We start from the raw sequence: 26,972 nt of genomic DNA, 5'->3' as shown, positions 1-26,972 counted from the left end.
TAGCACGCTTTATTGCTTAGCTCCAAAGCAAGAAGTTGCTCCCCACCAAACTCAACCGCTCTTTAGCCCTCGTAATACCTGTGTACAGCAGCTCTTTGCTCATCACGGGGCTATCGTGATCGGGCAGTACCATGACGGTGTGTTTGAACTCCGAGCCCTGTGATTTGTGTACGGTCATGGCGTATACGGTTTCTATGTGGGCGAGGCGACTGGGCAGTATCCAGCGTACGCCGTGCTCTTGGTCCGGGAAGGCAACGCGCAGATGTCCATGCTCTGGGTCTGTTAGGGCAATGCCAATGTCGCCGTTGTTGAGCTTCAACCCGTAGTCGTTTTTGGTGACCATAACGGGTCGGCCTTCGTACCAGGTATTGGCGTTTACGCCGAGTATGTCACCGACTTTTTGGTTTACGGCTTTCATGCCCCAGGGGCCTTCGCGCAGGGCAGTGAGAATTTGGAAGTTGCTTAGGTTTTGCAGAGCTTCGTGGGCGATTTCGTTGATGTTGTTGGCATTGGTGGTGGTTTCGATATTGTTCCTGACGTGTAACGTCAGGCTACCCGGTGCTGTCAGGTTACGGCGAATCAAGGCTTCAAAGCTTGAATCGTCTAAGCTGTCGACTTCGTAAACACTGACCGGGTGCTCACCTTCGGCGGCTTTGGCTTTTTCAATTTCTTGTTGTGTGGCCACATCGTCCTGGCGGTTAATGGCGTTTGCCAAGTCGGCAATAGGGCCTTTAAAGCGGTAGCTTTTGCGAAACTTCACCACGTGTTGCAAGCGTTGCTCACCCTTGTCATCGATAAGCTCTGCCGGAAATGTTGGTGTGTCAGCAATGTCTTGCAGCCACTTAGCGGTGTCGCTGTGGTAATGCCCTTCATCGGCGCCTGCGCATAAGTTACCGAGCACGGCGCCAGCTTCTACCGATGCCAACTGGTCTTTGTCGCCAATGAGTACCAACCGGGCGAGCTTCGGCGCTGCTTTCAGCAATGCCGTCATCATTTCTATGTCGATCATTGAGGCTTCGTCGACAATAACCACATCCGTACGTAGCGGGTTTTCCGCATTGTGTTTAAAGGCGCGAGAATTAGGCTTCACACCGAGTAACCGATGCAGGGTTTTACCTTCCGGCTGAATCGAAAGTAATGCGTCTTTCAGGCTGGAGAGTTTGTCGTTCTTTACCAACTGCTCCAGCTCATTTTCAATAGACTCAGTCAAGCGAGCTGCCGCTTTACCGGTCGGTGCCGCCAGTGATACCCGCAACGGTGGCAAACCCAGCGTCAGCGCTTGATGCTGCAATGCGGTCAACAAGCGCACCACGGTATAGGTTTTGCCAGTGCCGGGCCCGCCAGTAATAACACTAAAACGGTTACGCACGGTATTAGCACAGGCCACTCGCTGCCAATTAATATCGCCGTTTTCGGTCGGCGTAAAAAGCTTAGCCAGCGTACTTTTTAGCAGTTCGTCGTTAATGACTGGCCGGTCCTGCATGCGCGCCTGAACGCTTTGCTCTATAAAGGTTTCGTACTGCCAATAGCGGCGCAGGTACAAGGTGTTTTCGTTGAGTACCAGAGGCTCAGTTCCGTGACCGTTCACGTCGACGCTTTGGCTGGTTGCCAGTGCGTCGGTCAGGTCTAATCCGTATAGCTTAAAAAGCTCACTCGGCAAGGCGCAGTCCGCGGCGTGTCGATTCTCTGGTGGCAGGTTCAGTAGGGTTTCCGGGGTATCCATCAACGCCGTTAAGTCGACTTGCGTGTGTCCGCGACCCGCTTGATGCGACACACAGCAGGCGGCGAGTAATACAGCGTCATTGCGCTCACCCGCTTGCTGCAAAAAGTCGACAAAGGCTAAATCAATAGAGCGTATCCAGCCGGCATCTCGCCACTGACTCAGGGCATCGAACACGCTTTGGGTAGTTAAGTTGCTCATACTGACTCCTTGTCTGTCGCGCTTTCTCCGGCAAATAACGCATCCAGCTGCTCTATCAATTCACGGGATGGCCTGTCACAAAAGGCGCCTGCGGTTTCGGCTCTGTGCCCCCGTAAAAAGAGATAAACCGCACCACCGATGTGGGTGTCGTAATCGTATTCATCGCCAAGCCGTGCTTTTAGCAAGCGGTGCAGTGCCAGCGTATAAATCACGTATTGAAGATCATAACGGCTGTGCAGTATTTTCTCGCGCATGGCCTCCTCGCTGTAGGCGTGGTCGTCTTCACCCAGCCAGTTCGACTTGTAGTCGGCCACATAATATTTACCGTTATGCTCAAAGACCAAGTCGATAAAACCTTTTAGCATGCCGTTCAGCAAGTTAGGCTCTAGCGAGGGGCGCCCGTAACCCGGTAATGTGTGTTGTTGCACTAGGTTATCGAGCGTTTGTGCGTTAACGACACTGGCACCAAACCAAAACTCGGGCTCCGCTTTGTATTGCTGCAACTGACCCAGACTGACAGTCTCGCCGTCCGCATTAAGCACAAACTCTGTCTGCAAGTAGGCATTTAACCAACGCTCAATACTCTGCTCATGCTCCTGCCAAAAAGGGCTGACACAAAAACGCTGTACCAGCTCAGTGCGCTCGGTGGCGTCGTGAGCGATTACTTCAAAGCCCTGATTCGCCGACTCTTCCAGTAAGTTATGCAAAAAGGTGCCCGGCCCGGCGCCTTTGGGTAAATGGTGAATGCTGTCCGCACTCGGCTCTGCGACACTGGCGACTTGCTCGTCCTCGTCTTCTCGCTCATCCAGCAGGTTCATTTCGTCGGGCGACTGCGGTGCCTGTGTGTTTTTCGTCACCGCGCCTTCATACTTCAGCGCGCTGTAGCTAGCCACCCACCAACGTTCGAGTTTTCGGCCTGCCGGCATCTTTTTAGGCGTCAATTTAGGCGTCTGCTGCTCCTGCTCTAGCGCACGGACCAGGGGCTCATCATCTTCCAGGCGTGTCACCTGCGTATGCGCGCTCTGCTGCCAGCGCTCATTTACAACATTGTAAAGCTCGTCAGACAAAGCTTCACCGCCGTTCAACAAGTAAAACAGCGGATTATTACGGTGCTCACTGGTGGCCTCTAGCGCAATGAAGGTGGCATACTGTGCACGAGTCACTGCGACGTACATTTTGCGTAAATCCTCTGCGAGAATTTCGTCGCTTAAACGCTGTTTATTGTCGTCGTCTTTAGACCAAAGCACTTGCAACTCACCGTTTTCATCGTGATATACCGCCGGCGGCTTTATGCGGTGAGTCTCTGCCTGGGTATAAGCCACAAAAGGCATAAATACCAGCGGATACTGCAACCCTTTGGACTTATGAATGGTGATAATTTTTATCAGTTCATCGTCACTTTCCAGGCGTAGCTGCTGCTCGTCACTTTGAGTGCGGCTGTTGCTACCAAAGCCGTGACGCTCATTCACCTGCTCCGCAAAATGATTCACCAACGCCGGAATACCATCTAAAACGAGGCTCTGCTGTTGCAGTAATTCAGCAATATGAAGCACGTCTGATAGCTGGCGTTCGCCATAAATACGGTCTTCCAACAAGGTCGCGGGTACCTGATGGTCGTGCAATACATTGTGCAACATCGCCAATACGCCCTGGCGCAACCACTGGTCGTGATAACTTAAAAACTGCTCGACACGTGCTTCCCACGCTTGTTCGTTACTGTGAATATGCTCTAATTCTGCAAACGGCAGCCCTAACAGCCGCGTTGCCAGGGCACTACGAATAAGTGAAGGATCACGCGGCTCCGCACAAGCGCTAACCAGTGCCAATAAGTCTTTAGCCACGCGCTGTGCAAATACCGACTCGCGATCCGATAAATAAACGCTTTTAAGGCCGCGGTCACTCAGTGCTTTTTTAATGGCATTCGCTTCGCTGAAGTTATTCACCAGTACCGCAATGTCGCTCGTTTTAACACGCTGCTCAAGCACATTGTCTGCGTTGTAATAACCGGCTTGCGGGTCATTCAGCAGCGACGCTATTAGGTTGGCATGATGGTTCGCCGCCGCTTTAAATAAGGTGGCTTTATTGCGTTTTTCTTCGTTTGATACCGACCAAAGTAACGCCGGCGCGGTTTTTAAATAGCTCGATAACAAGCAATGCTTGAACGTACGCTTCAGTCCGTTGGCAGCCACACGGTTAAAGGGCAGTTGGTTGTCGTCTTTGGATTTGAACAAAAAGGCGCCGTGCGGTAGCTCCTCTGCACGCTCAAATAGAGCATTAACACTGTCCACCATAGACTGCGACGAACGGAAGTTTTTCGCCAGGTTATAGTGACGACCTGCGGTGTCTCGCCGAGCTTTTAAGTAGGTATAGATGTCGGCATTTCGGAAGCTGTATATGGCCTGCTTTGGGTCACCAATCAGGAAAATTCCGGTGCCTGGATGCGGTTCTGCCAAATTGTAGATGCGGTTGAATATTTCATACTGAACGGGGTCAGTATCCTGAAACTCGTCTACCATGGCGATGGGGTACTGCTTACGAATAGCCGCCGCCAACGCTTCACCGCCAGGACCTTTTAACGCATCGCGCAAGCGCGTAAGCATGTCGTCATGCCCCATTTCGGCGCGCTGATTTTGCAATTCAGCAAAGCGTTTATTCACCCAAAATGCAGCGTGCTGTTTTACTTTAGCCAGTTCTTGCGTTTGTTGGACTTTGCTTTGCTTAATGCGTTCTTGCAGCTGCCCTAAGACGCTCCAACTGTCCGGCATACCGCCCAATTTGGCCTCAGCAAAGGTTTGTAACTCATCTGCGCTGATATTTTTCCAGTTTGCTGCTGTGACATCCGGCTCAACCAACTCTGCGACTGTGCACCAATTTGCAAATTTCTGAAATTGCTTAAGTTTGGTGGCAGTGCCTTTGGCTTGTGACGCCTTATCAATCAATTCATTGAAAATAGGCGCAACTTCTTGCTTTATCGCCGCAATTCGTTGCTTATGGCCACGCTCCGCCTCAATTAATAGCGTTTGCAAATCTCCCTCAACCGGTGCCTGCCCGCTTTTGCTTAAACTGTACGTCAAACCTAATAGGGCTTCAGGCGAGGTAAAGTCTTCCAGCAACTTTTCACTCAACTCGGCATCGGCCGGGTAGATAAAGCGACGAAAATAGTCCTCGGCTGCCTGCAAACGCAGCTCCTCATTATCGGTTTCGACGTCCTGACTAAACAAACTGCCGCTGGCAAAGGCATGTTCTTTCAACATGGACTGACACCAGCCGTGAATGGTTTTAACCGCGGCTTCGTCCATCGACTGCGACGCTAAATCCAGTAATCGCGCTAAGTGTTTTAAGTTCTGCTCTTTCGCTACGCAGTCTTCCCGCAAACTGGCTAAGAACGGGTCACTGTCGACCGAGTCCGGGTCACGAAAGTAGGCGGCCGCTTCGGCTAAGCGCGCACGAATGCGGTCACTCAACTCTTCTGTCGCCGCTTTAGTAAAGGTCATGACCAGAATATTTTTGGGCACAAGCTCTCGCTCAAAGGCTGTGTCCTGCGTGCCGTGACCTATCACTAACCGCACATAAAGCGCTGCAATGGTGTAGGTTTTACCGGTGCCGGCGCTCGCTTCAATCAGGCGACTGCTGTTCAGCGGAAAGTCGAGCGGATTCTCCAAAATATGCGTTGACGATTGGCTCATGACTTCTCCTCCGGCACCATGGTTAAACGCAGTGGGTCGTAGAGTTCATTTAAAAATCGGCGGAAATGCGGCGACGTCATAATCGTCTCGTAAGTATCTGCAACCCGGCCGCAGTAATCACTTTTTGTCACTGTGGCTGGCATATTAAAGCCGCCTTCTTCGTATTTCTGCCGAGCCGCTTCGTGCGCCAACGCTTCGTCGTTGTCTTTTTTATCTAAGGTGTTTAGCCAGGCTAAAGCAACTTCCAGGTGCATGGGTTGCGGGCGCTGCACCGACAACGTCACCAGCTCCAGCAGTTGCTCGAGCTGTTGCAGCGCCAGCTCTGCCGGTATCGCCGCGACCGGCAACTGGCAACCACCTTTGGAAACAATGAGTAAACGAGTGGGTTGCTGCAAATTCAGCAGCATCAAGCCGATGTAATACGCACTGATATGTTTCCAACCACCGTCTTCGACACCGCCTTTTTTCGTATTTTTTGCGATTTTACTCGCTGAGGTCATCACCCAAAGCCGCTCGCCCTGCTCATTGGTGTGCAAGCCGGTAATGGTGTCGTCGATAATCAGGCCGTTATGTTCGAAGCCGACTTCAATAGGGAACTCATTAAACTGACTGTAACCGGCAATACCCTGCTGATAAGAACCCAGTATTTTGTCGGCTTGATCAAGCAGCTCCAAGCCATTTTGCTCGGCAATAGCGCCTATACCCAACGCGCCTTCGCGATTGATTCGGTTCAGCTCCTTTAACAAGGCCGCTTCCGTGCCCCCACCTTGCAACAAGGCACGTTTACCGCATTCGACCATACGAGTAATAAGTGTCCAGCTTTGCAGGTTATCCATCACGAAGGCTTCACTGTCGTCCAGGTCTTCGCTTTCGCTACCAAAATAGGTATCAAGATGCCAGTTAAAGTAAAGTCGCGCAGGCTCTTCGATAAAACGTTTAATGTCGTTAATACTGAGGGTGCGTTCGACACTTTCCGGCTTACTCTGAGACGTTGTTGAGTGGGTGTTTTTAGAGCCATTATGCGCCAACGCCCACTCACTGGCGTAAGTGAAATACTCAGGCCGCTCCTGAATGAAGTATGACGAGTTAAAGGGTTGCAGCTTATGTTCCACGGTCAGGCTTTTAACGTCAATACCCCAGCCCTGCTCAAGATGGTCACGCAACTGCGCGACTAATACCGACGGTGTGCGCTCACTGTTATCTTTGGCGCTGTACCCCACCCAGCTGACGTAAAAACAGTTTCGCGCTGACAGCATCGCTTCCAAAAACAAATAGCGGTCATCGTCACGCCGGGAACGGTCCCCGGGGCGATAGCGATCCGTCATTAAATCAAAGTCCACCCGCGGCACCGAGCGCGGATAATCGCTTTCGTTCATTCCCAACACACAAACGTATTTAAAAGGAATGGCGCGCATGGGCATCAGCGTAGCAAAATTCACTGCACCGGCTAAAAACCGTTGGTTCAGGTTTTGCTGGTCAACACGCTCCAGCCAAGCGTCTTTGAATATCGGTAAGCGCAACAGCGAGTCATTGTCAGCTTCAACGCCAATATCCCGCAGCTGATACAACTCATCGCTAAGCTTGGCCAACAGTAAGCGGTCACTGTCGTCGTCGGTCTCAAAGAATTGCTGTAACAGCCACTCGCCATGCAACACCCAGTCCGTTAATGGCTGTGCAGATTGCGTGCGCCGCCACCATGACTCTATCGTGCGTACAACATCCGCCAGGCAACCAACGAGAGCAGCGCTCAGGCCCGATACTTCAGCATAAGGCTCAATGTCATGCCATGGTGAGGCGTCATTTGCCTCCAGCTCTCCAATAGCATAACCTGCAATCATTCGTTTAAGCGCAAACCACCAGCTATTCCTTTCCTCTGTCGGCGGCATATAAAACTGCTCACGCTGTTGGCTGTTCAAACCCCATCGCGCACCAGCTTCGCTCACCCAGCGCTTTAATTGCGGCAGGTCGTCATCATGAATATCAAAGCGCTGCTGCACTGCCGGCGCCGACAACAGGTTGAACAAATCGGTTTGGGTAAAACGCAGCTGGTCGGCCTGCAACAACAACTCCAGCGCTATCATTAACGGCCGCTGATGGCGCTCGCCCTGGTCGGCAATGGTATAAGGAATGGCGCGCGGGTCACGCTCGCCGGCGCGATGATGATAACGCCCAAATACCGCGTCAATGTAGGGCGCGTAGGTGTTCACATCGGGCAGCATGACCATCACATCGCGCGGTTTTAATTCCGGATCGCGAGCGAACGCGTCCAATAACTGATCATGCAGCACTTCCAGCTCGCGTTGCGGGCTATGGCAGACATGAAACTGCAACGACTTATCCGTTTCTGGCGGAGTTGGCCAACATTCACGCGTTTCCTGAACCGGACGCAGGTTTAAAATATCATCCTGTATCTGAGCCAGTAAGTGATCGGTGTCGTGAGGCTCAAACAGTTCTAGTTTTACGGTATTAAAGGCTTCCTGCTTGGCGAGCGTTTCATCGTATAAGTCGAGCAGACGAATATAATCACGACCTTGTTTACCCCAGGACGCCAGCAGCGGATGCGCCAGCTGATGCAGTTCGTCATCATCCGGTTCATCCGGCAGTTCCGGTTTGTGTTTTAAACGGGAAGCGGTTTTAACGGCCTCGCGCAGTGCTTCTTTACCGTCAACAATATCGGCCCAGTGAAACTGCGACGGGTTGTGCACGCACAGCAAAATCTGCGTATACCCTTTTATCGCATCCAGCACTTGCAGCATTTGTTGCGGCAGTGACGAGATACCAAAAACAACCACGCGAGGGGGCATACCGGAAGGACGTTGCGACAAACTTTTTGCCGTATCAATAAAACGCTGATGCAGCTCCGCCCGGTTATTCCAGTAATCATCAATGCCAATGTCATTACTTACCGCGCGCCACAATTCCGGCTGCCACAATTGTTCCGCTTCAAGCGGCTCATTGTTTTCCAAAACGTCATGGCCTTTAACCCAGTTATCGAGCCAGTCGGCGCGATACACCGCGTACTGGTCAAATAAATCGGCTAAGCGCCCACTGAGCTGATAAAGCTTACGCCCGTCGTTGTCGTCCGAAGTGTAGTGCTTCAGCGGCGCGAAGTGCTTGTTCTCGGCAATAAGGTCGGGTAATAAACGCATTAACCGCCAAGTCAGGCGGTCTTTATCAAACGGCGAGGTTTTGGGAATGTCGTCACCTAAAATGGCGCGATAAGCCTGCCACTGAAAGCGTGCGGGGAGCGTGACATCTACCATGGCAGCAATGCCACTGGCTTGCGCTAAGTTAATTTTCAGCCACTGTGCAATACCATTGCTTTGCACCAGCACGGTTTCCTGCTCCAGCGGCGCCAGCGGATAGTTCTGAGTGAATTTGACGGCCACATCCGTTAAGTCTTCCAAACGGTGTCCGTGCGCGACAATAAAGCCGGGGGTTAATTCACTCACTCGCTGCTCTCCTTAAAACCGGTTCCATGAAATGCCATGGTATCGTATATTTCTAAAGACACCAGTATAAGACTCGATGCGTCACTTTATGTCGTAATAAGGAAGGTTATGGAAATTTTTATCGCGGTATTTTTCTTTGCGTTTTCGACCACCATTACGCCGGGTCCCAACAATATAATGATCATGTCTTCTGGTGTGAACTACGGGGTAAAGTCCAGTTTGCCGCATTTCCTCGGTATCTGTTTGGGGTTTCCGGCGATGGTGTTGGTCGTCGGTATGGGCTTTGGCTCGGTGTTGGAACAATTCCCGTTGCTGCACCAAATGATAAAAATTGCCGGCACGCTCTATTTGCTTTGGCTCGCCTGGGTGATTGGTTCGCAAACACCCAAAGCAATAGAGAAGGGTGACCGTAAACCACTGACGTTTTGGCAGGCAGTTCTCTTTCAGTGGGTGAATGGTAAAGCCTGGGTCATGGCGACCGGCGCAGTCGCCGCATTCACCACCGTAGCGGGTACACTCTGGTCTGAAGTCATGGAAATAACCGCCGCGTTTTTGGCGGTGGCCTTTCCTTGTGTTGGTGTTTGGCTGGTTGCCGGTGCTGGCTTGCGTCAACTACTGACCAATCATACGGCGCAGCGCATTTTTAATGTTTCAATGGCTCTCCTGTTGGTCTTTTCCGTACTACCGGTCGTATACGATATTTGGACGTTTTACACAGACTGAATAACTCTTCAAATAACAGAAAAATAACATTTACCTTGTCCTGTGTCTGTGCTTAACTGACAGTGTAAACGGTCGGAAGGATTCATGGACGCCATAAATACTCAAGTTACTTTTAACCAATTAATATCTGAGCTTTCGTCTCGTTTGATTAATAGCGAGCCAGCAGAAACGTACGAATGCATTGAAGAAGTTATAGAGGCATTTGGCAGCTATGCCGGTGCTGATAGGTGTTATGTATTCGAGTTTGATGATGCCGTTGTCAATATGACCAACACGCACGAATGGGTGCGGGATGGGTTTGAAGCACATATAGACGACCTGCAGTCTGTCGGTATCGATGATCTTCCCTGGTTTTTCAATGAAATAAAGACGCACCAACTGTTCATTGTTAACGATGTCGAATTACTCCCTCCCGAAGCTGATGCCGAAAAGCAAGAATTCCGGCGCGAACACATTAAGTCCGTTATCTGTGTGGGCATCGTAGCGAAGCACCAATTACTGGGTTTTGTCGGCTGTGACAGGGTCCAGAAAAAGCATCGGTGGACACCAGAAGAAGTTCGCTGTTTAAAATTGGTTGCCAATATTATTGCCAATACGCTAGAGCGACAACGAACCTACGCAGAGCTTATTCATACTCAGCGTGAACTAGAAAAAGCCAACCGCCTTCTTCATGCCCAAGTCTCTCAGGACGGCTTAACCGGCATTGCCAACCGACGTGCTTTTGACGAGCGTATCCACAATGAAATTCAGCGCTCAATGCGAGAGCAGTCAGCACTGTCGCTACTGATTATAGATATTGACCATTTTAAACACTATAACGACCATTACGGACATTTACAGGGGGATCAGGCCCTTAAAGGCGTCGCCAATGCCCTCTTTGATTTATTTCAACGTAATACTGACTTTGTGGCGCGTTACGGTGGGGAAGAGTTTGTTGCTGTGATTTCAGCGACGGACAGAAAGAAGACCGAAGACAGCATTAACCATTTGCTTGAGTCCGTTAGAGCGTTACAAATACCTCACGAGACCTCAGGTATAGCCCCCTATTTGACCGTTAGCGTCGGAGGCTATATTCATAGCCCAGAAACTGATGAAGACATCGATGCGCTTGCCGAGAAAATGATAGCCAAAGCAGACTCGGCGCTGTATCGCGCCAAGTCGGATGGCCGAAATCGAGGGTGTTTAGATTACTAAGTTTATTGCGCCAACTGTTCTTGCAGTTCTTTATCGTCAACACCTTTAAGTTCTGCTAGCAGTTGCTCTGACGTTTCTGTATCACCTTTTAACGCCAGCAATTGCGCTTTTCTAAACTGTGCCCAGTGCGGCTCAGGTAGGTTCTCTAACGACGCTTTCTCCAAATAATTATTGAGCGCGGCAATGCCTGCATCAATATGACTCTCTGCTAAAACGGCGGTTTTTCCAATCTGATACAACGCCATACTGACTGCCGAACCGTCATCAGACACACCGGCTTTAGCTCTTTCAAACAACGTGAAAGCAGCGTCAAATTCCTCCGCGCGCTGTTTCTGTAGACCGGCATAAAGCAAAACATCGGCATTATCGGGGTGTGCTGCTATGGTTTCTTCCAGCAAAGACTCAGCTTCCGTCATTTTTTCATGCTTACGAAAATACCCAACTTTAGCGAGCGCCCCTTGTGCCGGGTCTAACGCCATCATTTTTTCAATTTGCGCCAGCGCTTTTTCATCATCACCGCCGGCAATAGAAGGCGCCATTAAATAAAACTGCATCAGGGCTCGACGGTATTTAATACTGTCAGGCGCCAGCTCAACGGCTTTCTCAAAGGAGTCCACTGACTTGCCGGCGTAGCTCATCGCACTGAAAAAGGCATTTTGTGCCTGTTGCGCCATCACCACCCCACGGGTATGCCAGGCTTCCGCGTTTTCCGGTTCTTTTTTCACCCATTCTTCAACGCTGTCTTCAGCGCTATCGAGTGAGCCATCAGCCAACTGCTGTTGAATAACCTGCTTCGTTTCCACCTCAGCATAAACACCGGGCGCAAAAACTAATGTTGTAAGTAAAAATAAAAGCCACCTCACGAGAGTTCTCCTTGTTCGTATTTTTGTGACCATAAAAATATAAGCACCGTACCTACAACACCCGGTACTACCCAGAATAACAATTGCCAATGCCCTAAATGAGCCAGCACATGCCGCGCGCCAAAGGCGAAAAACGCCGTATAAACGGCTATACCTGACCCACACATTGAACTTAAATGCTCTATCAACCAGGCATTCTTCTTAACTGAGGGCGAAAATGCAAAACGCAACATTTGATACACGTTGACTAACCCTAAAAGCCCAAAAATAATGTGTAGCCAAGGGCTGACAAACTGAATAGCAGGCGTATTCATACTCTGCCATAGCAGCACCAGAGACATCACCGCCAAACACCCAATCATCGATAAATAGCGGAATGTACGCAAATTATCGCGACTTCGTTTCGACCGCAAAACAACGGTTGCGTTCCGAACCGACGCAAAAGTAAACACGGAAAGGAACAACAGCAAGGTCCAGAAGAACCGAATCCCCTCGGTAACGGCCTCAGGTCTTTGGCTATTGGCAATGATATCCGCTTTAAAATAACCCGGCGCCACTAATACCATGACTGACATGACAATGGCTGAAATCGCTACCGTATTCATGGTCCAGACATACGCCTTACCAAACCGGCGATGATTCAGTGCACCTTTTTTGGTCATCACCGGTATCCAAAATAGCGCCATGGCGATGGCCCCAAAGACAATGTGCAAATAAAGTAAAACGCTGTGTAGTGTCAACATAATAACCCCTCCTGTTTTTATACAGGTTAGGGCTATTCCCGGGTGTCAGTGAGTGCAAGAAGTCACTTTCTCAAACGTGACTTTTGGCCTATTGCGAAATGCCGAGCTGCGGGCATACTGAACGCATGAATATAAAATCAGTTACATCCAAATACATCGATCAAGAGCAGTGGGTTGCGGTACTGTCCTGGGCGCTGCTGTCCTCGTTTTGTCTTTACTTACTGGGTCAAAGAGAGCAAACACCGTTTTTTAGCCCGCACTGGATCATTGCCGCCGTATTCTTTGTAGTTTTCATGGTTTGCTTCACAATTGCGACTCGAGAACAGCCCTACAAAAACGAGCCCTGGCTGCGTCTCAGCCTTGTCTTTGTCCAATTGGTGGCTATTTTCAGCTTGTATTACTTAATACCCTATAGTGTTGTCGCCATATTGATGACCATTTGCGTGGCGCAGCTGCCTTATTACACCAGTATTCGAAACTCTGTTCTTATCTCTATTCCGCTATCGGTGCCATTATGGTTGATTTACCAGTTTGGCTGGGGCGACAGTTATGCTTGGGTATCCGCCATTCTGTTCTGGGCATTTAATTTATTCGCCATAGTGACCATGGGCACCCGCCTGAGAGAGACAGAAGCATTAGAGCGCGAGCTGGCAATAAACCGGGAGCTTCGGGCAACACAAATGTTGTTGGAAGAAGCCAGTAAACAGAACGAACGGACAAGAATAGCTCGCAATATTCACGATTTAATAGGCCACCACTTAACGGCGTTGTCCATTAACTTACAGGTGGCTTCCCGAAAAGCCGGCGACGATCTAAAACCGACGTTAGAAAAGAGCCAGAGTATTACCAAGTTATTGCTTTCAGATGTTCGTGAAGCGGTTTCCGACTTACGCGACTCGGCCGTACTGGATATAGAAAAAGCATTGCAGTCGCTGGCTTATCGCTCAGCAGATAAACAAGTTGAGGTTAGGTGTCAGAAAAACCTCGGTATTCAAGCCATTGATATTGCCGAGGCAGTTTTGAGGATATCGCAAGAAGCCGTGACAAACTTCCTGAAACACTCCAATGGCAACCGACAAAGTATTTCGTTGTCTCGCCAAGGTAATACGCTTTGTCTTTTTATTGAAGATAACGGGTCTACTCAGCACTTTAAGGAAGGAAATGGACTGACGGGTATGCAAGAGCGTGCTAATGACCTTGGTGCAGAACTCATCGTAGAAGCAAAAAGCAAAGGCTTTAACCTTCAACTCACGCTTGAGGATAATGTATGAGCATTAATGTTCTGTTAGTTGACGACCAAACATTAGTTCGGGAGGGTCTTAGCTCACTCTTATCGCTATCGGACAATGTGACTGTTGTTGCGCAAGCGAGCTCGGGCAAGGAAGCTCTTGAGAAAAATGCCCAACACTCCATTGACGTTATTTTGATGGATATTCGCATGCCCGACATGGATGGTATAGAAGCGGTAGAAACATTAAGAAGTGGCGGTTGCCAGACTCCAGTGTTAATGCTCACGACGTTTGATGACCACGAGTCCATTATGAGAGCGATTCAAGCGGGTGCAGAAGGGTATCTGTTAAAAGATGTCTCTCTGGAGATGCTGGTTGACGCAATTGCCGCGCTGTCTCAGGGAAAAACATGGCTGCAACCGGCCATTACGGAGCGCATTCTAACCGGTTTAAAAAACAACAAGAGCACAGAGAGCACTGACGATAAAACGCTTGTGGAGCCCCTGACAGATAAAGAAATTGCCGTATTGAGACTGATTGCAGCGGGATTAAGTAATCACGAAATTGCAGAAAGCTTGTTTAAATCAACCGGGACGGTCAAGAATCAAGTCTCGTCGCTGATGGCAAAGCTTGGGGTGCGTGACCGCACCCGAGCTGTGCTTAAAGCGATTGATATAGGCCTACTGTAAACTAGGCTTGCTTCTGCTTCTCAACCCACTGGTCAACGCGACGCTCCAGAATGTGCAGTGGTAATGCGCCACCACCCAGAACGGTGTCGTGGAAACCACGAATATCGAACCTATCGCCTAATGCTTCTTTGGCTTCTTCACGCAGTTCCAGTATGCGGATCATGCCAATTTTGTAGGCGGTTGCCTGACCTGGCATCACCAGATAGCGACGGACTTCTGAGCGCACCGCTCCTTCTGCGATGGGGGTATGCTCCTGGAAGTACTTCACCGCTTCCTCTTCCGTCCAGCCTTTTGCGTGCATGCCGGTATCCACAACTAAACGCACCGCGCGCCAAATTTCCGTGGTTAAGCGACCAAAGTCTGAGTAAGGATTTTCATAAGCGCCCATCTCTTTCGCTAACTGCTCTGCGTACAAGCCCCAGCCCTCACTGTAGACCGTAAAGCCAGCCTGGGTACGGAACTCCGGTACGGATTCCAGCTCCTGCGCAATGGAGATTTGCATATGATGACCCGGATTACCTTCATGATACGCAATGGCTTCCATCTCATTTTTCGGCATCGAGCTCATGTCCGACAAATGCGCATAGTAAATGCCCGGACGCTCACCGTCAGGCGAACCAGGGTAGTAATGCTGGGCCGCACCGTCTTGCTCACGGAAAGGCTCAACGCGTTTCACGACCAAGTCTGCTTTTGGCAGAATTCCGAAATACTCTGGCAACTTTTCATTAATGTACGCCAGATATTCCCGAGAATCTTCCAGATACATCTCCGCGCCTTCGTCGTTATTCGGGTAGAAAAATTGCTCGTCAGTGCGAATAAAGGTGAAAAACGCCTGCAAATCACCTTCAAAGCCCACTTTATCTTTAATCGCTATCATTTCCTGAGTCAGTCGTTCCACTTCATCTAAACCAATTTGGTGAATCTCGTCTGCGGTCAGGTCGGTCGTCGTATAATTTTTCAGTAAGGCGTTGTAGTAGGCTTTACCGTTTTCCAGGCGATGCACGCCGGTGGCAACTTCGTCGGTATTTTCAATGTCGCTTTCAAGAAAGTTAATGAGCGCTTCATAACTTGGGCGAAAGCGTTCTAATAGCGCTTTGCGTACTTCTTTCTCGTATTTATCGGCTTGTTCGGCGGAGATCTTGTCATTTTCCTGAAGAGCGCTCAGTTTATTCTTAGCATCATTCAGTAAACTCGAGTCACCTTCTTCATCGAATGGCGCGCCTGAAATAAGCCCCTTCGCTTCTTTAATCACTTGCTCATAGGCAAAGCGCGGGGCACGAACGCCGTTTTCAACCTGCTGCTTCGCGCGCTGCAATAACTGTTCGATGGCTGTTGCACCACCGTTAATGCGTGAAATATAAGCTTCCATATCTTCCGCATCATCAACCCGGTGGAAATTAATCAAAAACTGAGGAAGGAAAGTATGGGCACCACGCATTTGATCGAACACATAACCCATGCCACGGAATTCCGCATTGCGCTTTGCTTGCTCGTATTGATAAACCCAAACATCGTACGACGTTTGCGCTTCCTGTCCCAGCTTATCGTAGTCGAAATTCGCTTTTAACTCTTCAACGCTATTCTCAAGCCACTGCAGCTGCTTCTTCTCGGCAGCCACGGTCATGTCATCTATGTCCCCGTAGCGGTCTTTACGACCCAGGAAGGTCATTTGAATGGGGCTTTGCTGAAGCTCCTCTTCGTATTTTTCTTCAAACCACTGATTCAGGCGTTCAGTTTCAGACTGCGATCTTTGCTCAGTCTGTTTAGGTTGCTCAGCAGTCGTTTGAGAATTTTGGCCAGAGTTGTTCTCTTGCGGTTGTCCGCAAGCAGTTAATAAGCCCAAAACAGCCAGGGCAACGATGGAATAACGCATAGGGGTGTCCTTTAATTCTTCTTTTTGATTAGGAAGAAAAACTATAGCGCGCTTGTTACACTAAAGGAAATGCTTAAATTGTAACCGACTGTTTTATGGCGAAACCGAACAAGAAGGGGCCGGTTCGCACCGTGCAGATTTCTTGTCTGCAGTGCAAAACGCCCATTTTTAAATACAGAAAGGGTGGTAAGGGTGCGTTGGTAAAGTGCTTTATTGAACGCATTGTTGAAGACCACACCACCCAACCGTGCCATTGCCCCGGTTGTGGGCAGGAATTTGCGCGCGAGACAATGATTCGTGGCACGCCGGCTTATAAAATCATTGGCGGCAAGGTGCACTCAAAGTAGGTAACTATGACACTCTCTATTCCGGAAAAAACCAAACAGGCGTATTCTCGAGCAGCCGATCAGGCAAGCTCTTCTCTGCTGCGTCAACCACAGCGGAGTATGGCAGATGAACTGCACTTATTAGCCGATGAGATCGTGCAAAACGAAAAACGCGATGTTTACGGCAGTGGCGCGCTTATTAATGATTTTGAAGATGAGCTGGCTAAGCTGCTCGGCAAACCTGCGGCGTTATTTTTGCCAACAGGCACTCTGGCGCAGCCAATGGCATTGCGTATTCATGCGGATCAGCGCCAGCGCAATGGCGTTGCCTTGCACCCAACGTCGCACTTAATGCTGCACGAACAAATGGGGTTTGAAGCATTATGGCGACTGAATGGTACCACCACAGGAAAGCCGAACCAGCCAATAACTCTCGGTGATTTGCAAGCGGTTCAAACCAATGACCTTGGTAGCGTCCTTATTGAGCTTCCTATGCGCGAAATTGGCGGTCAACTGCCAGAATGGGACGACCTGGTTGAGCAATCACAATGGGCTCGTGCAAATAATATCGCCATGCACTTGGACGGAGCCCGATTATGGCAGGTGCCGAAAGCTTACAAGTGTTCTCTGGCGGAGGTTTGTGAGCTTTTCGACTCAGTGTATGTCAGTTTTTACAAAGACTTAGGCGCTATTTCCGGGGCTATCCTGGCGGGCTCAGAGGCATTTATTGAGCAAGCCAAAGTCTGGACTCGTCGAGCCGGTGGTAATGTCATTACCCAATACCCACAAGTGATTTCAGCTCGCCGGAGTTTGCGTGAGAACCTGCCACTTATGGAAGACGCTGTGAATTATTCCAAAGCGTTAGGCGATGCGCTGAATGAGCTGGATGGCGTTCGGGTCAACCCTCAAAAACCACAAACAGCCATGTTTCACCTGCACTTCGCGATGAACGCGGAAACGTTGAGTGAAAAAATCGCTGCGTACGTCAGCAATACGGGTGTGACGGTTCTGCCTCTGCCCAGAGCGGAGATAAATGGCGAATCGATTTGCGAGATCCCCATTGGAAGGAATGCAATGTCGCAGCCACAAAGCTTCTGGCTACGACACTTTAAAGCATTTTTAGAGACACTGTGATGCTTAGTGGTCGCTATGGCCACTGTGCTCATTGTGCTTCATATGCTCTTTATGGTTTCCATTGTGGTGTTGATTATGCTTCCCTAGCACGTGATTCAACGTTTCAAGATAGCTTTTACCGAAGCCTTCAACACGTTGTTTATTCATAGCCTCCGAGCCCAGGTGTACCTCTTCCAGCGAGTTAGCAGCAACATCCAATTCCTTGCTCAAACGAGCAAGTGCCACCTCGAGTGTATAGGTCAGCTCATGCACTTTTGCCATGTCTTTTGGTGGCATATCGCCTTCGATGATTTTCTGCAATTCCGCATTGTATTTGTTCAGGTTCATAATCGCCTGATGCAAATTGTCAGATGGCTCTGGCTTAAAATGCTGGTACTGCTGTTCTTCCTGGGCAAAACTTGGCATTGACGTGGCGAAAACGAAAGCCGCTACGATGGTGTAAAATAGCTTCATAAAACCTCCTAAAATAACAATAATTCTCATTCTCTTGCATACGCAAAGGTGAGTCAACAATTCGTTCATTACCTGATAGTATTCCTTTGATACTCATCAATCCACAATAGGTATACGCAATGTCGCTCCGTTTTGGCTTAGCTCTTCTAATAATGGCGTTATCGTCAACTTTTACGCTTAATGCACATGCGCAACCTGAAGAGCCGTTAAAGGTGGCGGTCAGGGTTAATGCGCCATTTGTTATTGAAAAAAATGGCGACTACCAAGGACTCGCCGTAACGTTATGGAAAGACGTAGCCACTCAGCTCGAGCGGCCATACGAATTACACCCCGTTTCTTTAAATAATCTACTGACGGGAGTTGAAGCCGGGAAATACGATATTGGTATTGGCGCTTTGACCATTACGTCACAACGAGAGTCCGTCATCGATTTTAGCCAGCCCTTCCACAATGCTGGCCTCGCCGTTGCCGTGCCGAGCAATAACACATCAACCTGGTGGGCGGTCACTAAGCGTTTCGTATCCTTCGAGTTTTTAAAAGTCATCTTGGTGCTAAGTGGCGTCCTTTTTGTGGCAGGTGCTTTAGTCTGGTTCTTTGAGCGCAAAGAAAACCCTGAAGAATTTTCCGAGCAGCCGATAAATGGCTTAGGCTCCGGCTTTTGGTGGGCGGCGGTGACCATGACCACCGTTGGTTATGGCGATAAATCGCCACGTAGTCTTGGCGGGCGAGCGGTCAGTCTTATTTGGATGTTTACCTGTGTCATCATCATTTCAAGCTTTACCGCATCGATTGCTTCATCGCTCACCGTGTCGCAGTTTCAATCGAAAGTTAGCAGCGCAAGCGATCTCCCCAATGCTCGTGTGGCGACATTAGGTAATTCAGCAACGGCAGCGTGGTTAGAGCAACAGAATATAGGCTATGAAAGCTTTACCGATTTAAATGCGGCGCTTAAAAAGCTCAATGCTGGGCAGCTTGACGCGGTTGTCTATGACGAGCCCATTTTACGTTACTCAATGCGCACGAATGCGCTTAACAATATCAGACTATTGCCTGAACGAGTTCTACCCCAGGATTATGGTTTCGTTTTACCGCAAGGGAGCGAACTATGGGAGCCGTTAAATAGGGCACTATTAGACACTGTACAGTCAGCGCAATGGCGAAGTGAGTTACAGCGCTACCTGGGTCAGTAGCGCTGCTCTTACTAAGAGGAAAGTTCTAACGCTTCATCGGACTCCACTTTGGCAAACTGAATGCCAAGCTCGAGTAAACGGCGCTTTCCTCTTGCGGTCATGTCGGTAATGAACTGGAACTGCTGCCGTGGGTCAATTGGATAGGCTTTTAAGCGATATTTAGTGCCCCACGGTTGCTCAGCTGCGGTTACAGCTATGGGCTTACCAAGTTGCAGGTATGGGCTGGTCAAAGCAACTTCTTCCAGCGCATCGCGAATTTGAAAAGCATCCGCTTCCGGCTGAGTATAAAATTCGGCAATACACATTAAGCTGGGACCACCATTATTCGCATTGTGTATTAGGTTATCCCACAGCTTGAGGTGTGGTACCCAGATAACCGTGTCGTCATTGGTCACCAGTTCGACCGTACGCATGCCGATATGAGTCACTTCGCCGTAAGTCCCGTCAACCTCTATCCAGTCGCCCGGTCGATAGGGCATTTCATGAATGGCCACAACGCCTGCGATTAAACTACTCACATAATCTTTCAACGCAAAGCCTATGGCTAAACCAGCCGCGCCCAGCGTTGCAACCATGTTCTGCAGTGTGGGCTCTATAATTCTCGGCACTATCATCACCAGCGCCAGCACTAAAATGACAATGCGTAGCATGGGTACCAGCGCCAGCGTATACAGTCGGCGTTTGCCGTGCAATTGTGAGGCTACCCATGGCAGTACTTTTTGTGTAAGCCAGACGAAAGCAACCGCAAACGCAATAATGACGGCGATTTCAAAGATGGCAAACGCATCGAGTGACTTAAATATACCGGCAACGTTTTTCAGAGATTCCGTTTCCATTACTGAGCCCCTTAAAATTTATCGAGCCAAAAGCCGCGAGACGCTAAAAAATCACGGACAACCGGATAGCCTCTGGCGGTGACATACCAGCTCTGGCTAAGCGCTTTATCGTCATGCTTCGTTATAAGCGACTGCTGCTGCAAAAGTTGCAGCTGAACCTGTAGCTGGCTCCCGGAAACAATCGGCAAAGTCTGCGCGAGCTGCTCCGTGGTAAGCCCCTTATGAACTAACAGGGCATAACAGACAAAGGCCGTTGCGTCACTCGCTTCATGAGGGAGCTGCGGGGTTTCAAAGGCTTTATCGCTGTTTCGGTGGTAACGATCGGAGTAAGCCGCAGCGATGCCCGGGTTGCCCCGACTAAGCGCAGCTAATGCCCTTAGCCGACCTTCACCACGCGCCAAGCCAATCTGCTCAAGCGCCTGGTCGTCAAGCCCTTGCAGAGTCCATAAGTCAGAGACCGGAACTGGCCAAACTTTTTCTAAGAACGCCCATGCCCAGCTGTCACAAACGATGAGTCCTTTGCCCGCATCTCCGGCCAAAGCTTTTGTAAAAAACTCCCGAGTCCAGCGCAGACCGTTCGTCTGCCTTAAAAAGGTATGAGCCAATTGTGGCATGAGCCACACTTTGGTTTTGGTGAATTTCGGGGAAGGGAGGTCATTCGACTGGCAGAGGGTGTCTCGATCCGGCAGCTTCATTGTCGACATACCGTTTTGCTTCGCCCACTGTTGCGCGGCTTCAGCAACGCCCGAATGAGGCGGCGCAATAACCCAGCGCAAACTGTTGTCATCTTTGTCCTTCAGCCAGCTTGAAAAAGCGCTATCCAGCTCTTTTATCGCCGTATCCAGGTTTAATTCATACGCATTTTCATGCTCGTTTTGCTCGTCACTTTCATGTTCTGAGGACAACCAGTGGGTAAAGTGTTGCCACCACTTTTTAACGGTAATAACCGTTGGCACCGCAGGCCGTTCAAACTCATTAACCGTTACCCACTGCCAGGCTTTTTTAGGCGCTTCTGCCATCATTTTTTCCCTGTTCTGTTCGCCAGCAAAATAACTTCCTATCCGTCGATAATAGAGCGCCTTTTAAGTGAGTCCAACGAAAAAATATTAAAAAGACCTCTTGAAAGCTATTTGGGCAGTACACATATAGGAGTTAAGGTCGGTGTCTCAAAGAGAGCCGCCTTAAACGACACACGCTGTGTCACTTTATTAACCATTTAACAGTTATTGCTTCTAAGGAGAATGACTATGGCAACTATCGACTTAAGCCCTCTATATCGTAGCAGTGTAGGTTTTGACCGTATGGCATCCTTGCTGGACTCGGCACTACGCTCAGATACTGGTGCAACTGGGTATCCTCCCTACAACATTGAATTGGTGGCCGAAAACCAATACGCCATTACGCTGGCGGTTGCAGGTTTCGAGGATAATGACTTAGAAATTGAAGTAGAAAATGGCGTTCTTCGTGTAACCGGTAAAAAAGCCGAAGAAAACGAAAAACGTGAATTTCTGCATCGCGGCATTGCCAACCGTGCCTTCGAACGTAAGTTCAGCTTAGCTGAACACATTGAAGTCACCGGCGCGGCGTTGAAAAACGGTCTGCTGACTATTGGCTTAGTGAAGAACATTCCTGAAGCCATGAAGCCAAAACGTATTAGCATTGGTAGCTCAACAAAAGAGCTGCTTGAGAACCGTTCTAAAAGCCAAGAAGGTGCTGCGTAAATTCATGCACTGGATGAGGGGCGGTGAATAACCGCCTCTTTTTAACGTTGCCACTCGACTGGGTGCCCACAGACAAAGCCCTGGATATAGTCTACGCCCAGCTGAGTGAGTTTAATGCGAATCTCGTCACTTTCTACGCCAACCGCACAAACCTCCACGTTCGCCGCTTTGGCTAAACGAACACAGCTGGCGACAAGCTCGGCGTCAACAGGGTCAATAAGCATATTCTGAACCCAGAAACGATTCACCTTTATTTGCGTCAGCGGCAGCTGTCGTAATAACTGAAATGAATTATAGCTGCTGCCAAACTGATCCACCGCCGTTCCAATACCCAACTCTGTTAAATTTTTAAACAGCTGGTACGTTTGGTCGAAGTGCTTAAAAGCATCGGGTTCAGACACTTCAAATACCAATTGATTAGGCTGAATAACCGAGTTTTTCAAAGCCGCTTCAATGAATTGAATAAAGCCGTCATCTTCAAGACTCTGAGTCGACAAATTAATATGGCAACGCCAGGTTCGGGTCGCTTCAAATGGATTCTCATTGAAGTGCTCAACGGCCTCTCGCACTAACCAGCGGTCAGCTTTGCCCATAACACCGGCCCTCAGAGCTGCTCGCAAAAACTGTTGGGGCGCAACAGGCTCATCTGTCGTTGAGTCGGGTAAGCGCAGCAGAAGTTCAATACAATGTTTGTCGGCATTACGGGCAGCGCTTATGATTGGCTGCGCAAACAATGCCCAGTTTTCTTCCCGCAACGCCTTTTTGAGTTTTTGCTCCCACTCCAATTCGGCCTCGCCTAATAGGCGCCTTTGATCGGCCTCACTGTATGAGTGCACTCGATAGTCACCTTGCTGCATGGCGAGTTTTAAAGCCTCACGACCTTGTCTTAGTAAGGTACTGGCAGACACTTCCGATGAGTCCGAATAAGCAATACCAGCATGGGCAGTGAGCTGATAAATACGTTTGTCACTGTTGAACCGGAACTCTTTACAATATTGCACTAAGCGATGCGCCTGAGCGAAAACGGACTGTTCGTCTTCGGTATTCAACAGTGCAATTTCATGCTCACTGATTCTTGCGATACGCGAATACTTCGGGGCCTTTCGCTTCAGATTGATTGCCAACTGCAGAATTGCCTGGTCTCGGGCATCGGTGCCCGCTTGATCCGCAATAATATCCAAGCCCGATAGTTTTATAATTGTTATGCAAACGGCTTTATTGGCGTCAAGCCGGGACTGTAGCAAGCGCCTGAATTCACGCACATTTAACAGGCCTGTGACAGCGTCATGATGCGCTAAAAAGTCCAGGTGAATTTCGGCTTCCATACGTTTAGTAACGTCGGTAATACGGCCTGTCTTGTCACCGAAATACTCAACATCTAACCAGATATTGCGGCCATCGATCCGATCCACAGAAGTTAGCTGCCGTTTTCCTTCAATAACAAACCCCTTGGGCCAATGCGCTTTGATTTGGTCAAGCGAGTGAGCGGCGAGAATATTTAGCATTTGCTGGTTAACCTGTTTAAACGAGCCGTCATCGTTCAGACGGAACCAACCCTCCCCGGTACGCTGTAACAACTGCCACAGTCGCCGCCTTAAGGTTTTTCTGTTCTTTTTGAGCCCGGCAATACGGCGCATCAACCGGTTAAGGCGATGCCTTTCCAGCGCCAACAAGAACATCATGACGGTTACTGTCATTGCGCTGTAAAGTAACAGGCCAGATATCCCTTCCCAGATAGGGTTATACCGAGGAGATATCAGTAGCCAGGCGACAATAACGGTTATTGCCAGTAAAAACGTTTGCCAGCGAAAGCCAGAAATCGGCTGCTTCTGGACACTTCTCAATACGACCACGGTAGTCCATATCAGTAACCCGTTAACCTGAGCGATAACCAGCGCACTCTGCCAACGGTCATCCAGCCACGGCAAGCCAATGGTAAAACCTAACACGGCTGCCAAAACCACATACCCAATTCGATTGAATCGGGACAGCCGGAAGCGAAAGCGCCCCCATTCCCAGATGAACCAGGCCATGGTTAATATAAGCAGCTGACTCACATAAGTTTTTAATGATGCTGCGATATCAGGTGAATAAGGTGAGAAATAAGTAATCCAGACCCCACTGTGCAGTAGCAGAGACAAGGTAAATGCAGCACTCACACAACCAAACGTCAACAATAACCGACTTTTGAAAAGCTGCGCCGAGACAAAAGCAGCCAGCGCCAACAAAATGAGAATACCGGCGTTTACACCCAATGCGGTTTGTTGTTGCTGTTGGCGAAGCTCTAGTTCGGTCGATTGCCACAAACTGATGGTCGGCATTTGCTCCGGCCACTGCTGAACCGCGGTCACTAACCAAACGGTCTTGTTCGCCGGTAAAGTCACCGGCAGCACCTGCTCATGAGATAAATGAGGGCGCTGCATGAGAGGGGTTGAAAAGCTATTGGAAAGCTGACTCAGCACTTTACCGCTGGTATCGAGCACGAAAACACTGACCGACTGTAAAAACGGGTCGCTGAATTTCACATAGAAAGTTTGTGAGCGGTTACTTCGGTTGTAAAGCGGTACACTACTCCAAATGTTCGGTTTTGTACCGGCGTAATTATGCTGGCTGAGCTCTTCTGAGCTTAACCAGCGCGACGGTTCATTAACAGCAAGCCTGTCAACCGGAACTGACGCATCGACGACGCGGTATTTAAAGTGCTGATTCAGAGTGACTTTCGAGGTTTGCGCAGACACGGAAACGGGCGTGCGAACTTCTGCACCCGCCAGCAGCGGAAGCAACAGTAACAACCATAGTGCGTGTTTAAAGATAGTCTGCATGTCGTAAGTTCTTTATAACCTCGTCACTCATACCTTCTAGTGCCTGTAACCAGACTGCGTCACAGATTTCTGAATAGAATAATAGCCAATGCTGGTTATTAATAGTCAGGCGCCAGCAAAACTGATCAGCCGCCACCTCTTTTTCCCGAATGTCAGCGTTAATCACATCGCATAAGGTCGCCACCCAGCTGTCAAGCTCGTGCTCGGCCGGTGTGTTTTTCACGGTGACGACTGAGTTCTCTTGAGATTCAACCATTAAATAACTGCCGCTCACTTGCTCCGGCTAAAAACGCTTCAATAGCGCTCATAAATTCCTGACCATAACGAGCCAGTTTCACTTCACCAACACCATTGATATCCAACATGTCGGCGGCGGTTGTCGGATAATGAACACACATTTCCACCAATGCTGCGTCACTGAACACCACAAAAGGTGCCACTTGTTCTTTGTCCGCAATGTCTTTACGAAGTTTCCGCAAACGCCGGAAGAGTATTTTATTATAGTCCCCACGGTCGGTAATTCGGGTTTTAGTTGCAGTAAGCTCGAGCCTTGGTTTGGCTAACTCTAACGGCACTTCACCTTTTAACACCGGGCGCGCCGCCTCGGTCAGCTGTAAGGCCGCAAACCGACGAATATCCTGAATAATCAGCCCCCGGTGAATCAGTTGGCGCAATACCGAAAACCAATGCTCCTGTGGTTTTGCCTTACCGAGCCCGTAGGTGGTCAATGTGTCATGACCAAGCTCAAGGACTCGCTGAGCTTTGGAGCCTCGCAATACTTCAACCACATGGTTAATACCAAACTGTTGCCCCACACGGTAAACACAACTAAGCGCTTTTTGGGCGTCTTCCAGAGCGTCGTACCGGGTTGGTGGATCCAAACACAAATCACAGTTTCCGCACTCTTTATCGGAGTACTCATTAAAGTAGTTCAATACGACTAGGCGGCGACAGGTTTGCGCTTCCGCCATGGCCTGCATGGCTGAGAACTTCTGCGCTTCCACGGCCCGACGCTGCTCATTATCTTGCTCGTCTATCATCCGGCGTATCCACTGTGCGTCTCGCGGATCGTAAAGCATCATCGCTTCCGCTGGCAGACCGTCCCGTCCGGCTCGCCCGGTTTCCTGATAGTACGACTCGACGCTACGCGGAATATCAAAATGCACGACAAAACGGATGTTCGGCTTATTGATACCCATACCAAACGCCACCGTGGCCACCACAACATCAATATCGTCACGCAGAAACTGCCGCAGAGTCGTTTCCTTGAGCGTATGCTCCAGTCCCGCATGATAAGGCGCCGCCCGAACGCCGGACTGCTGCAAGCTTTCCGCCAGTTCTTCGGTTTTCTTGCGGCTACCACAATAAATGATACCGGCCACGCCTTTTTGTTTTTTGACGTAGTCTTTAACCTGTTTTAGCGGTTTATACTTTTCCTGAACCACATAACGAATATTGGGGCGGTCAAATGAGCTGCGGTGCACTAATGGCGCATTCAAATGCAGCCGTTCAATAATGTCATGCTGGGTGGCTGAGTCCGCGGTGGCCGTTAAGGCCATAAAAGGTGTGTTCGGCAAATAGCTGCGCAACACACCCAGCTGCCCATACTCAGGTCTGAAGTCATGCCCCCACTGGCTAATACAATGCGCTTCATCAACAGCGATAAACGACAGATTCAGCGTTTGTAAGCGTTCAATAAAACTCGGCTGCAAAATACGCTCAGGGCTAACGTACAGCAGTTTAATGTCGCCGCGCTGTAATGCCTGCAACGTGTTCATTGACTGTTCAGCTGATACACCTGAGTGCAAGGTGGCGGCGTTTATATCAAGCGCATTCAGTGCTTCCACTTGATCTTGCATGAGCGACAACAGCGGCGAAATAACCACAGCCACACCTTCGCTGCATATTGCCGGCAGCTGGTAACATAATGACTTACCACCGCCTGTCGGCATGAGCACCAGTGAGTCACGTCCGTCCAGAGCCGCGTCCATAATGCCCCTTTGGCCCTCACGAAACTCATGGTAACCAAAGACTGATTCAAGCTTCGACTGAAGCGGATCGTGCGCCAGTTGTTCGGCAGTGCTGACTGCGGTACTACTCATGGTCGGCATCGTTTA

At 49.6% G+C, this 26,972-nt stretch carries 19 protein-coding genes and 1 pseudogene; 9 read left to right on the top strand and 11 right to left on the bottom strand.

All coding sequences use genetic code 11. From position 1 onward, the window contains the following. Positions 1-16: 16 nt before the first annotated feature. The 3 genes from recD to recC are packed head-to-tail and all read right to left on the bottom strand — an operon-like array spanning position 17 to position 9,059. Positions 17-1,921: an exodeoxyribonuclease V subunit alpha gene (gene recD, locus CEW91_RS00470; RefSeq protein WP_088767177.1), complete on the bottom strand. Its 1,905-nt coding sequence runs from the start codon at positions 1,919-1,921 to the stop codon at positions 17-19. Beyond that, positions 1,918-5,607 carry an exodeoxyribonuclease V subunit beta gene (gene recB, locus CEW91_RS00465; RefSeq protein ID WP_088767176.1) on the bottom strand — a complete coding sequence of 1,230 codons (3,690 nt, stop codon included), beginning with the start codon at positions 5,605-5,607 and terminating at the stop codon, positions 1,918-1,920. The genes recD and recB overlap by 4 nt, the downstream gene beginning before the upstream one ends. Continuing rightward, positions 5,604-9,059 (bottom strand): exodeoxyribonuclease V subunit gamma, encoded by a 3,456-nt coding sequence (gene recC / locus CEW91_RS00460; RefSeq protein WP_088767175.1) that lies wholly within the window; start codon positions 9,057-9,059, stop codon positions 5,604-5,606. The genes recB and recC overlap by 4 nt, the downstream gene beginning before the upstream one ends. A 108-nt stretch (positions 9,060-9,167) precedes the next feature. Here recC and CEW91_RS00455 point away from each other — a divergent pair, with 108 nt between their 5' ends. The 3 genes and pseudogenes from CEW91_RS00455 to CEW91_RS12480 all read left to right on the top strand — a co-directional run. Next, on the top strand, positions 9,168-9,782 hold the full coding sequence (locus CEW91_RS00455; protein ID WP_088767174.1) for a LysE family translocator: 615 nt from the start codon (positions 9,168-9,170) through the stop codon (positions 9,780-9,782). Positions 9,783-9,866: 84 nt separating this feature from the next. After that, complete coding sequence (locus CEW91_RS00450; protein WP_088767173.1) at positions 9,867-10,976, top strand: sensor domain-containing diguanylate cyclase; 1,110 nt, start codon at positions 9,867-9,869, stop codon at positions 10,974-10,976. Beyond that, positions 10,943-11,035: pseudogene (locus tag CEW91_RS12480) on the top strand (hypothetical protein); the annotation flags it as partial. The gene CEW91_RS00450 and the pseudogene CEW91_RS12480, both read left to right, overlap by 34 nt. 800 nt (positions 11,036-11,835) lie before the next feature. On the opposite strand, the gene CEW91_RS00440 reads toward CEW91_RS12480, so the two are convergent. Continuing rightward, positions 11,836-12,582, bottom strand: a complete 747-nt coding sequence (locus tag CEW91_RS00440; RefSeq protein WP_088767171.1) for a hypothetical protein — start codon at positions 12,580-12,582, stop codon at positions 11,836-11,838. Positions 12,583-12,707: 125 nt separating this feature from the next. Here CEW91_RS00440 and CEW91_RS00435 point away from each other — a divergent pair, with 125 nt between their 5' ends. Then, positions 12,708-13,853 (top strand): sensor histidine kinase, encoded by a 1,146-nt coding sequence (locus tag CEW91_RS00435; protein ID WP_157776059.1) that lies wholly within the window; start codon positions 12,708-12,710, stop codon positions 13,851-13,853. Beyond that, positions 13,850-14,500, top strand: a complete 651-nt coding sequence (locus CEW91_RS00430) for a response regulator (protein WP_058578590.1) — start codon at positions 13,850-13,852, stop codon at positions 14,498-14,500. The genes CEW91_RS00435 and CEW91_RS00430 overlap by 4 nt, the downstream gene beginning before the upstream one ends. Before the next feature lies 1 nt (position 14,501). On the opposite strand, the gene CEW91_RS00425 is transcribed toward CEW91_RS00430, so the two are convergent. Next, entirely contained in the window at positions 14,502-16,373 is a 1,872-nt protein-coding gene (locus CEW91_RS00425; RefSeq protein ID WP_088767169.1) for a DUF885 domain-containing protein, read from the bottom strand. 95 nt (positions 16,374-16,468) lie between these two features. Between CEW91_RS00425 and CEW91_RS00420 the strand changes: the two genes are divergently transcribed. Together CEW91_RS00420 and CEW91_RS00415 are read left to right on the top strand one after the other, a co-directional pair. After that, entirely contained in the window at positions 16,469-16,720 is a 252-nt protein-coding gene (locus tag CEW91_RS00420) for a hypothetical protein (protein ID WP_088767168.1), read from the top strand. Positions 16,721-16,726: 6 nt separating this feature from the next. Then, positions 16,727-17,833, top strand: a complete 1,107-nt coding sequence (locus tag CEW91_RS00415) for a threonine aldolase family protein (protein ID WP_088767167.1) — start codon at positions 16,727-16,729, stop codon at positions 17,831-17,833. Positions 17,834-17,836: 3 nt separating this feature from the next. On the opposite strand, the gene CEW91_RS00410 is transcribed toward CEW91_RS00415, so the two are convergent. Continuing rightward, positions 17,837-18,286: a DUF6746 family protein gene (locus CEW91_RS00410; RefSeq protein WP_232506990.1), complete on the bottom strand. Its 450-nt coding sequence runs from the start codon at positions 18,284-18,286 to the stop codon at positions 17,837-17,839. Between the two features lie 119 nt (positions 18,287-18,405). Between CEW91_RS00410 and CEW91_RS00405 the strand changes: the two genes are divergently transcribed. Continuing rightward, the gene (locus tag CEW91_RS00405; RefSeq protein ID WP_088767166.1) at positions 18,406-19,476 is read left to right on the top strand and encodes a transporter substrate-binding domain-containing protein; all 1,071 of its coding nucleotides are present in this window, start codon (positions 18,406-18,408) and stop codon (positions 19,474-19,476) included. A gap of 11 nt (positions 19,477-19,487) precedes the next feature. Here CEW91_RS00405 and CEW91_RS00400 read toward each other — a convergent pair whose 3' ends face one another. Together CEW91_RS00400 and CEW91_RS00395 are read right to left on the bottom strand one after the other, a co-directional pair. Further along, positions 19,488-20,312, bottom strand: a complete 825-nt coding sequence (locus tag CEW91_RS00400; RefSeq protein ID WP_088767165.1) for a mechanosensitive ion channel family protein — start codon at positions 20,310-20,312, stop codon at positions 19,488-19,490. 11 nt (positions 20,313-20,323) lie between these two features. Next, a complete protein-coding gene (locus tag CEW91_RS00395) occupies positions 20,324-21,334 on the bottom strand; it encodes a hypothetical protein (RefSeq protein ID WP_232506989.1) in 1,011 nt (336 codons plus the stop codon). A gap of 225 nt (positions 21,335-21,559) precedes the next feature. On the opposite strand from CEW91_RS00395, the gene CEW91_RS00390 reads away from it, so the two are divergent. Then, a complete protein-coding gene (locus CEW91_RS00390; RefSeq protein ID WP_088767163.1) occupies positions 21,560-22,033 on the top strand; it encodes an Hsp20 family protein in 474 nt (157 codons plus the stop codon). 41 nt (positions 22,034-22,074) lie between these two features. On the opposite strand, the gene CEW91_RS00385 is transcribed toward CEW91_RS00390, so the two are convergent. Genes CEW91_RS00385 through recQ form a run of 3 tightly spaced genes read right to left on the bottom strand, consistent with a single transcriptional unit; the run spans position 22,075 to position 26,957 of the window. Beyond that, complete coding sequence (locus CEW91_RS00385) at positions 22,075-24,855, bottom strand: EAL domain-containing protein (RefSeq protein ID WP_088767162.1); 2,781 nt, start codon at positions 24,853-24,855, stop codon at positions 22,075-22,077. Then, complete coding sequence (locus CEW91_RS00380) at positions 24,839-25,111, bottom strand: DUF3630 family protein (protein ID WP_088767161.1); 273 nt, start codon at positions 25,109-25,111, stop codon at positions 24,839-24,841. The genes CEW91_RS00385 and CEW91_RS00380 overlap by 17 nt, the downstream gene beginning before the upstream one ends. Further along, positions 25,104-26,957 carry a DNA helicase RecQ gene (gene recQ, locus CEW91_RS00375; protein WP_088769319.1) on the bottom strand — a complete coding sequence of 618 codons (1,854 nt, stop codon included), beginning with the start codon at positions 26,955-26,957 and terminating at the stop codon, positions 25,104-25,106. Before recQ ends, CEW91_RS00380 begins: the two co-directional genes overlap by 8 nt. Between the last annotated feature and the right edge of the window lie 15 nt (positions 26,958-26,972).

This window comes from Idiomarina piscisalsi, from assembly GCF_002211765.1.
GTDB classification, from domain to species: Bacteria; Pseudomonadota; Gammaproteobacteria; order Enterobacterales; family Alteromonadaceae; genus Idiomarina; species Idiomarina piscisalsi_A.
The sequence above is the reverse complement of the archived record's forward strand: the minus strand, read 5'-3'. Positions and strand labels throughout refer to the sequence as shown.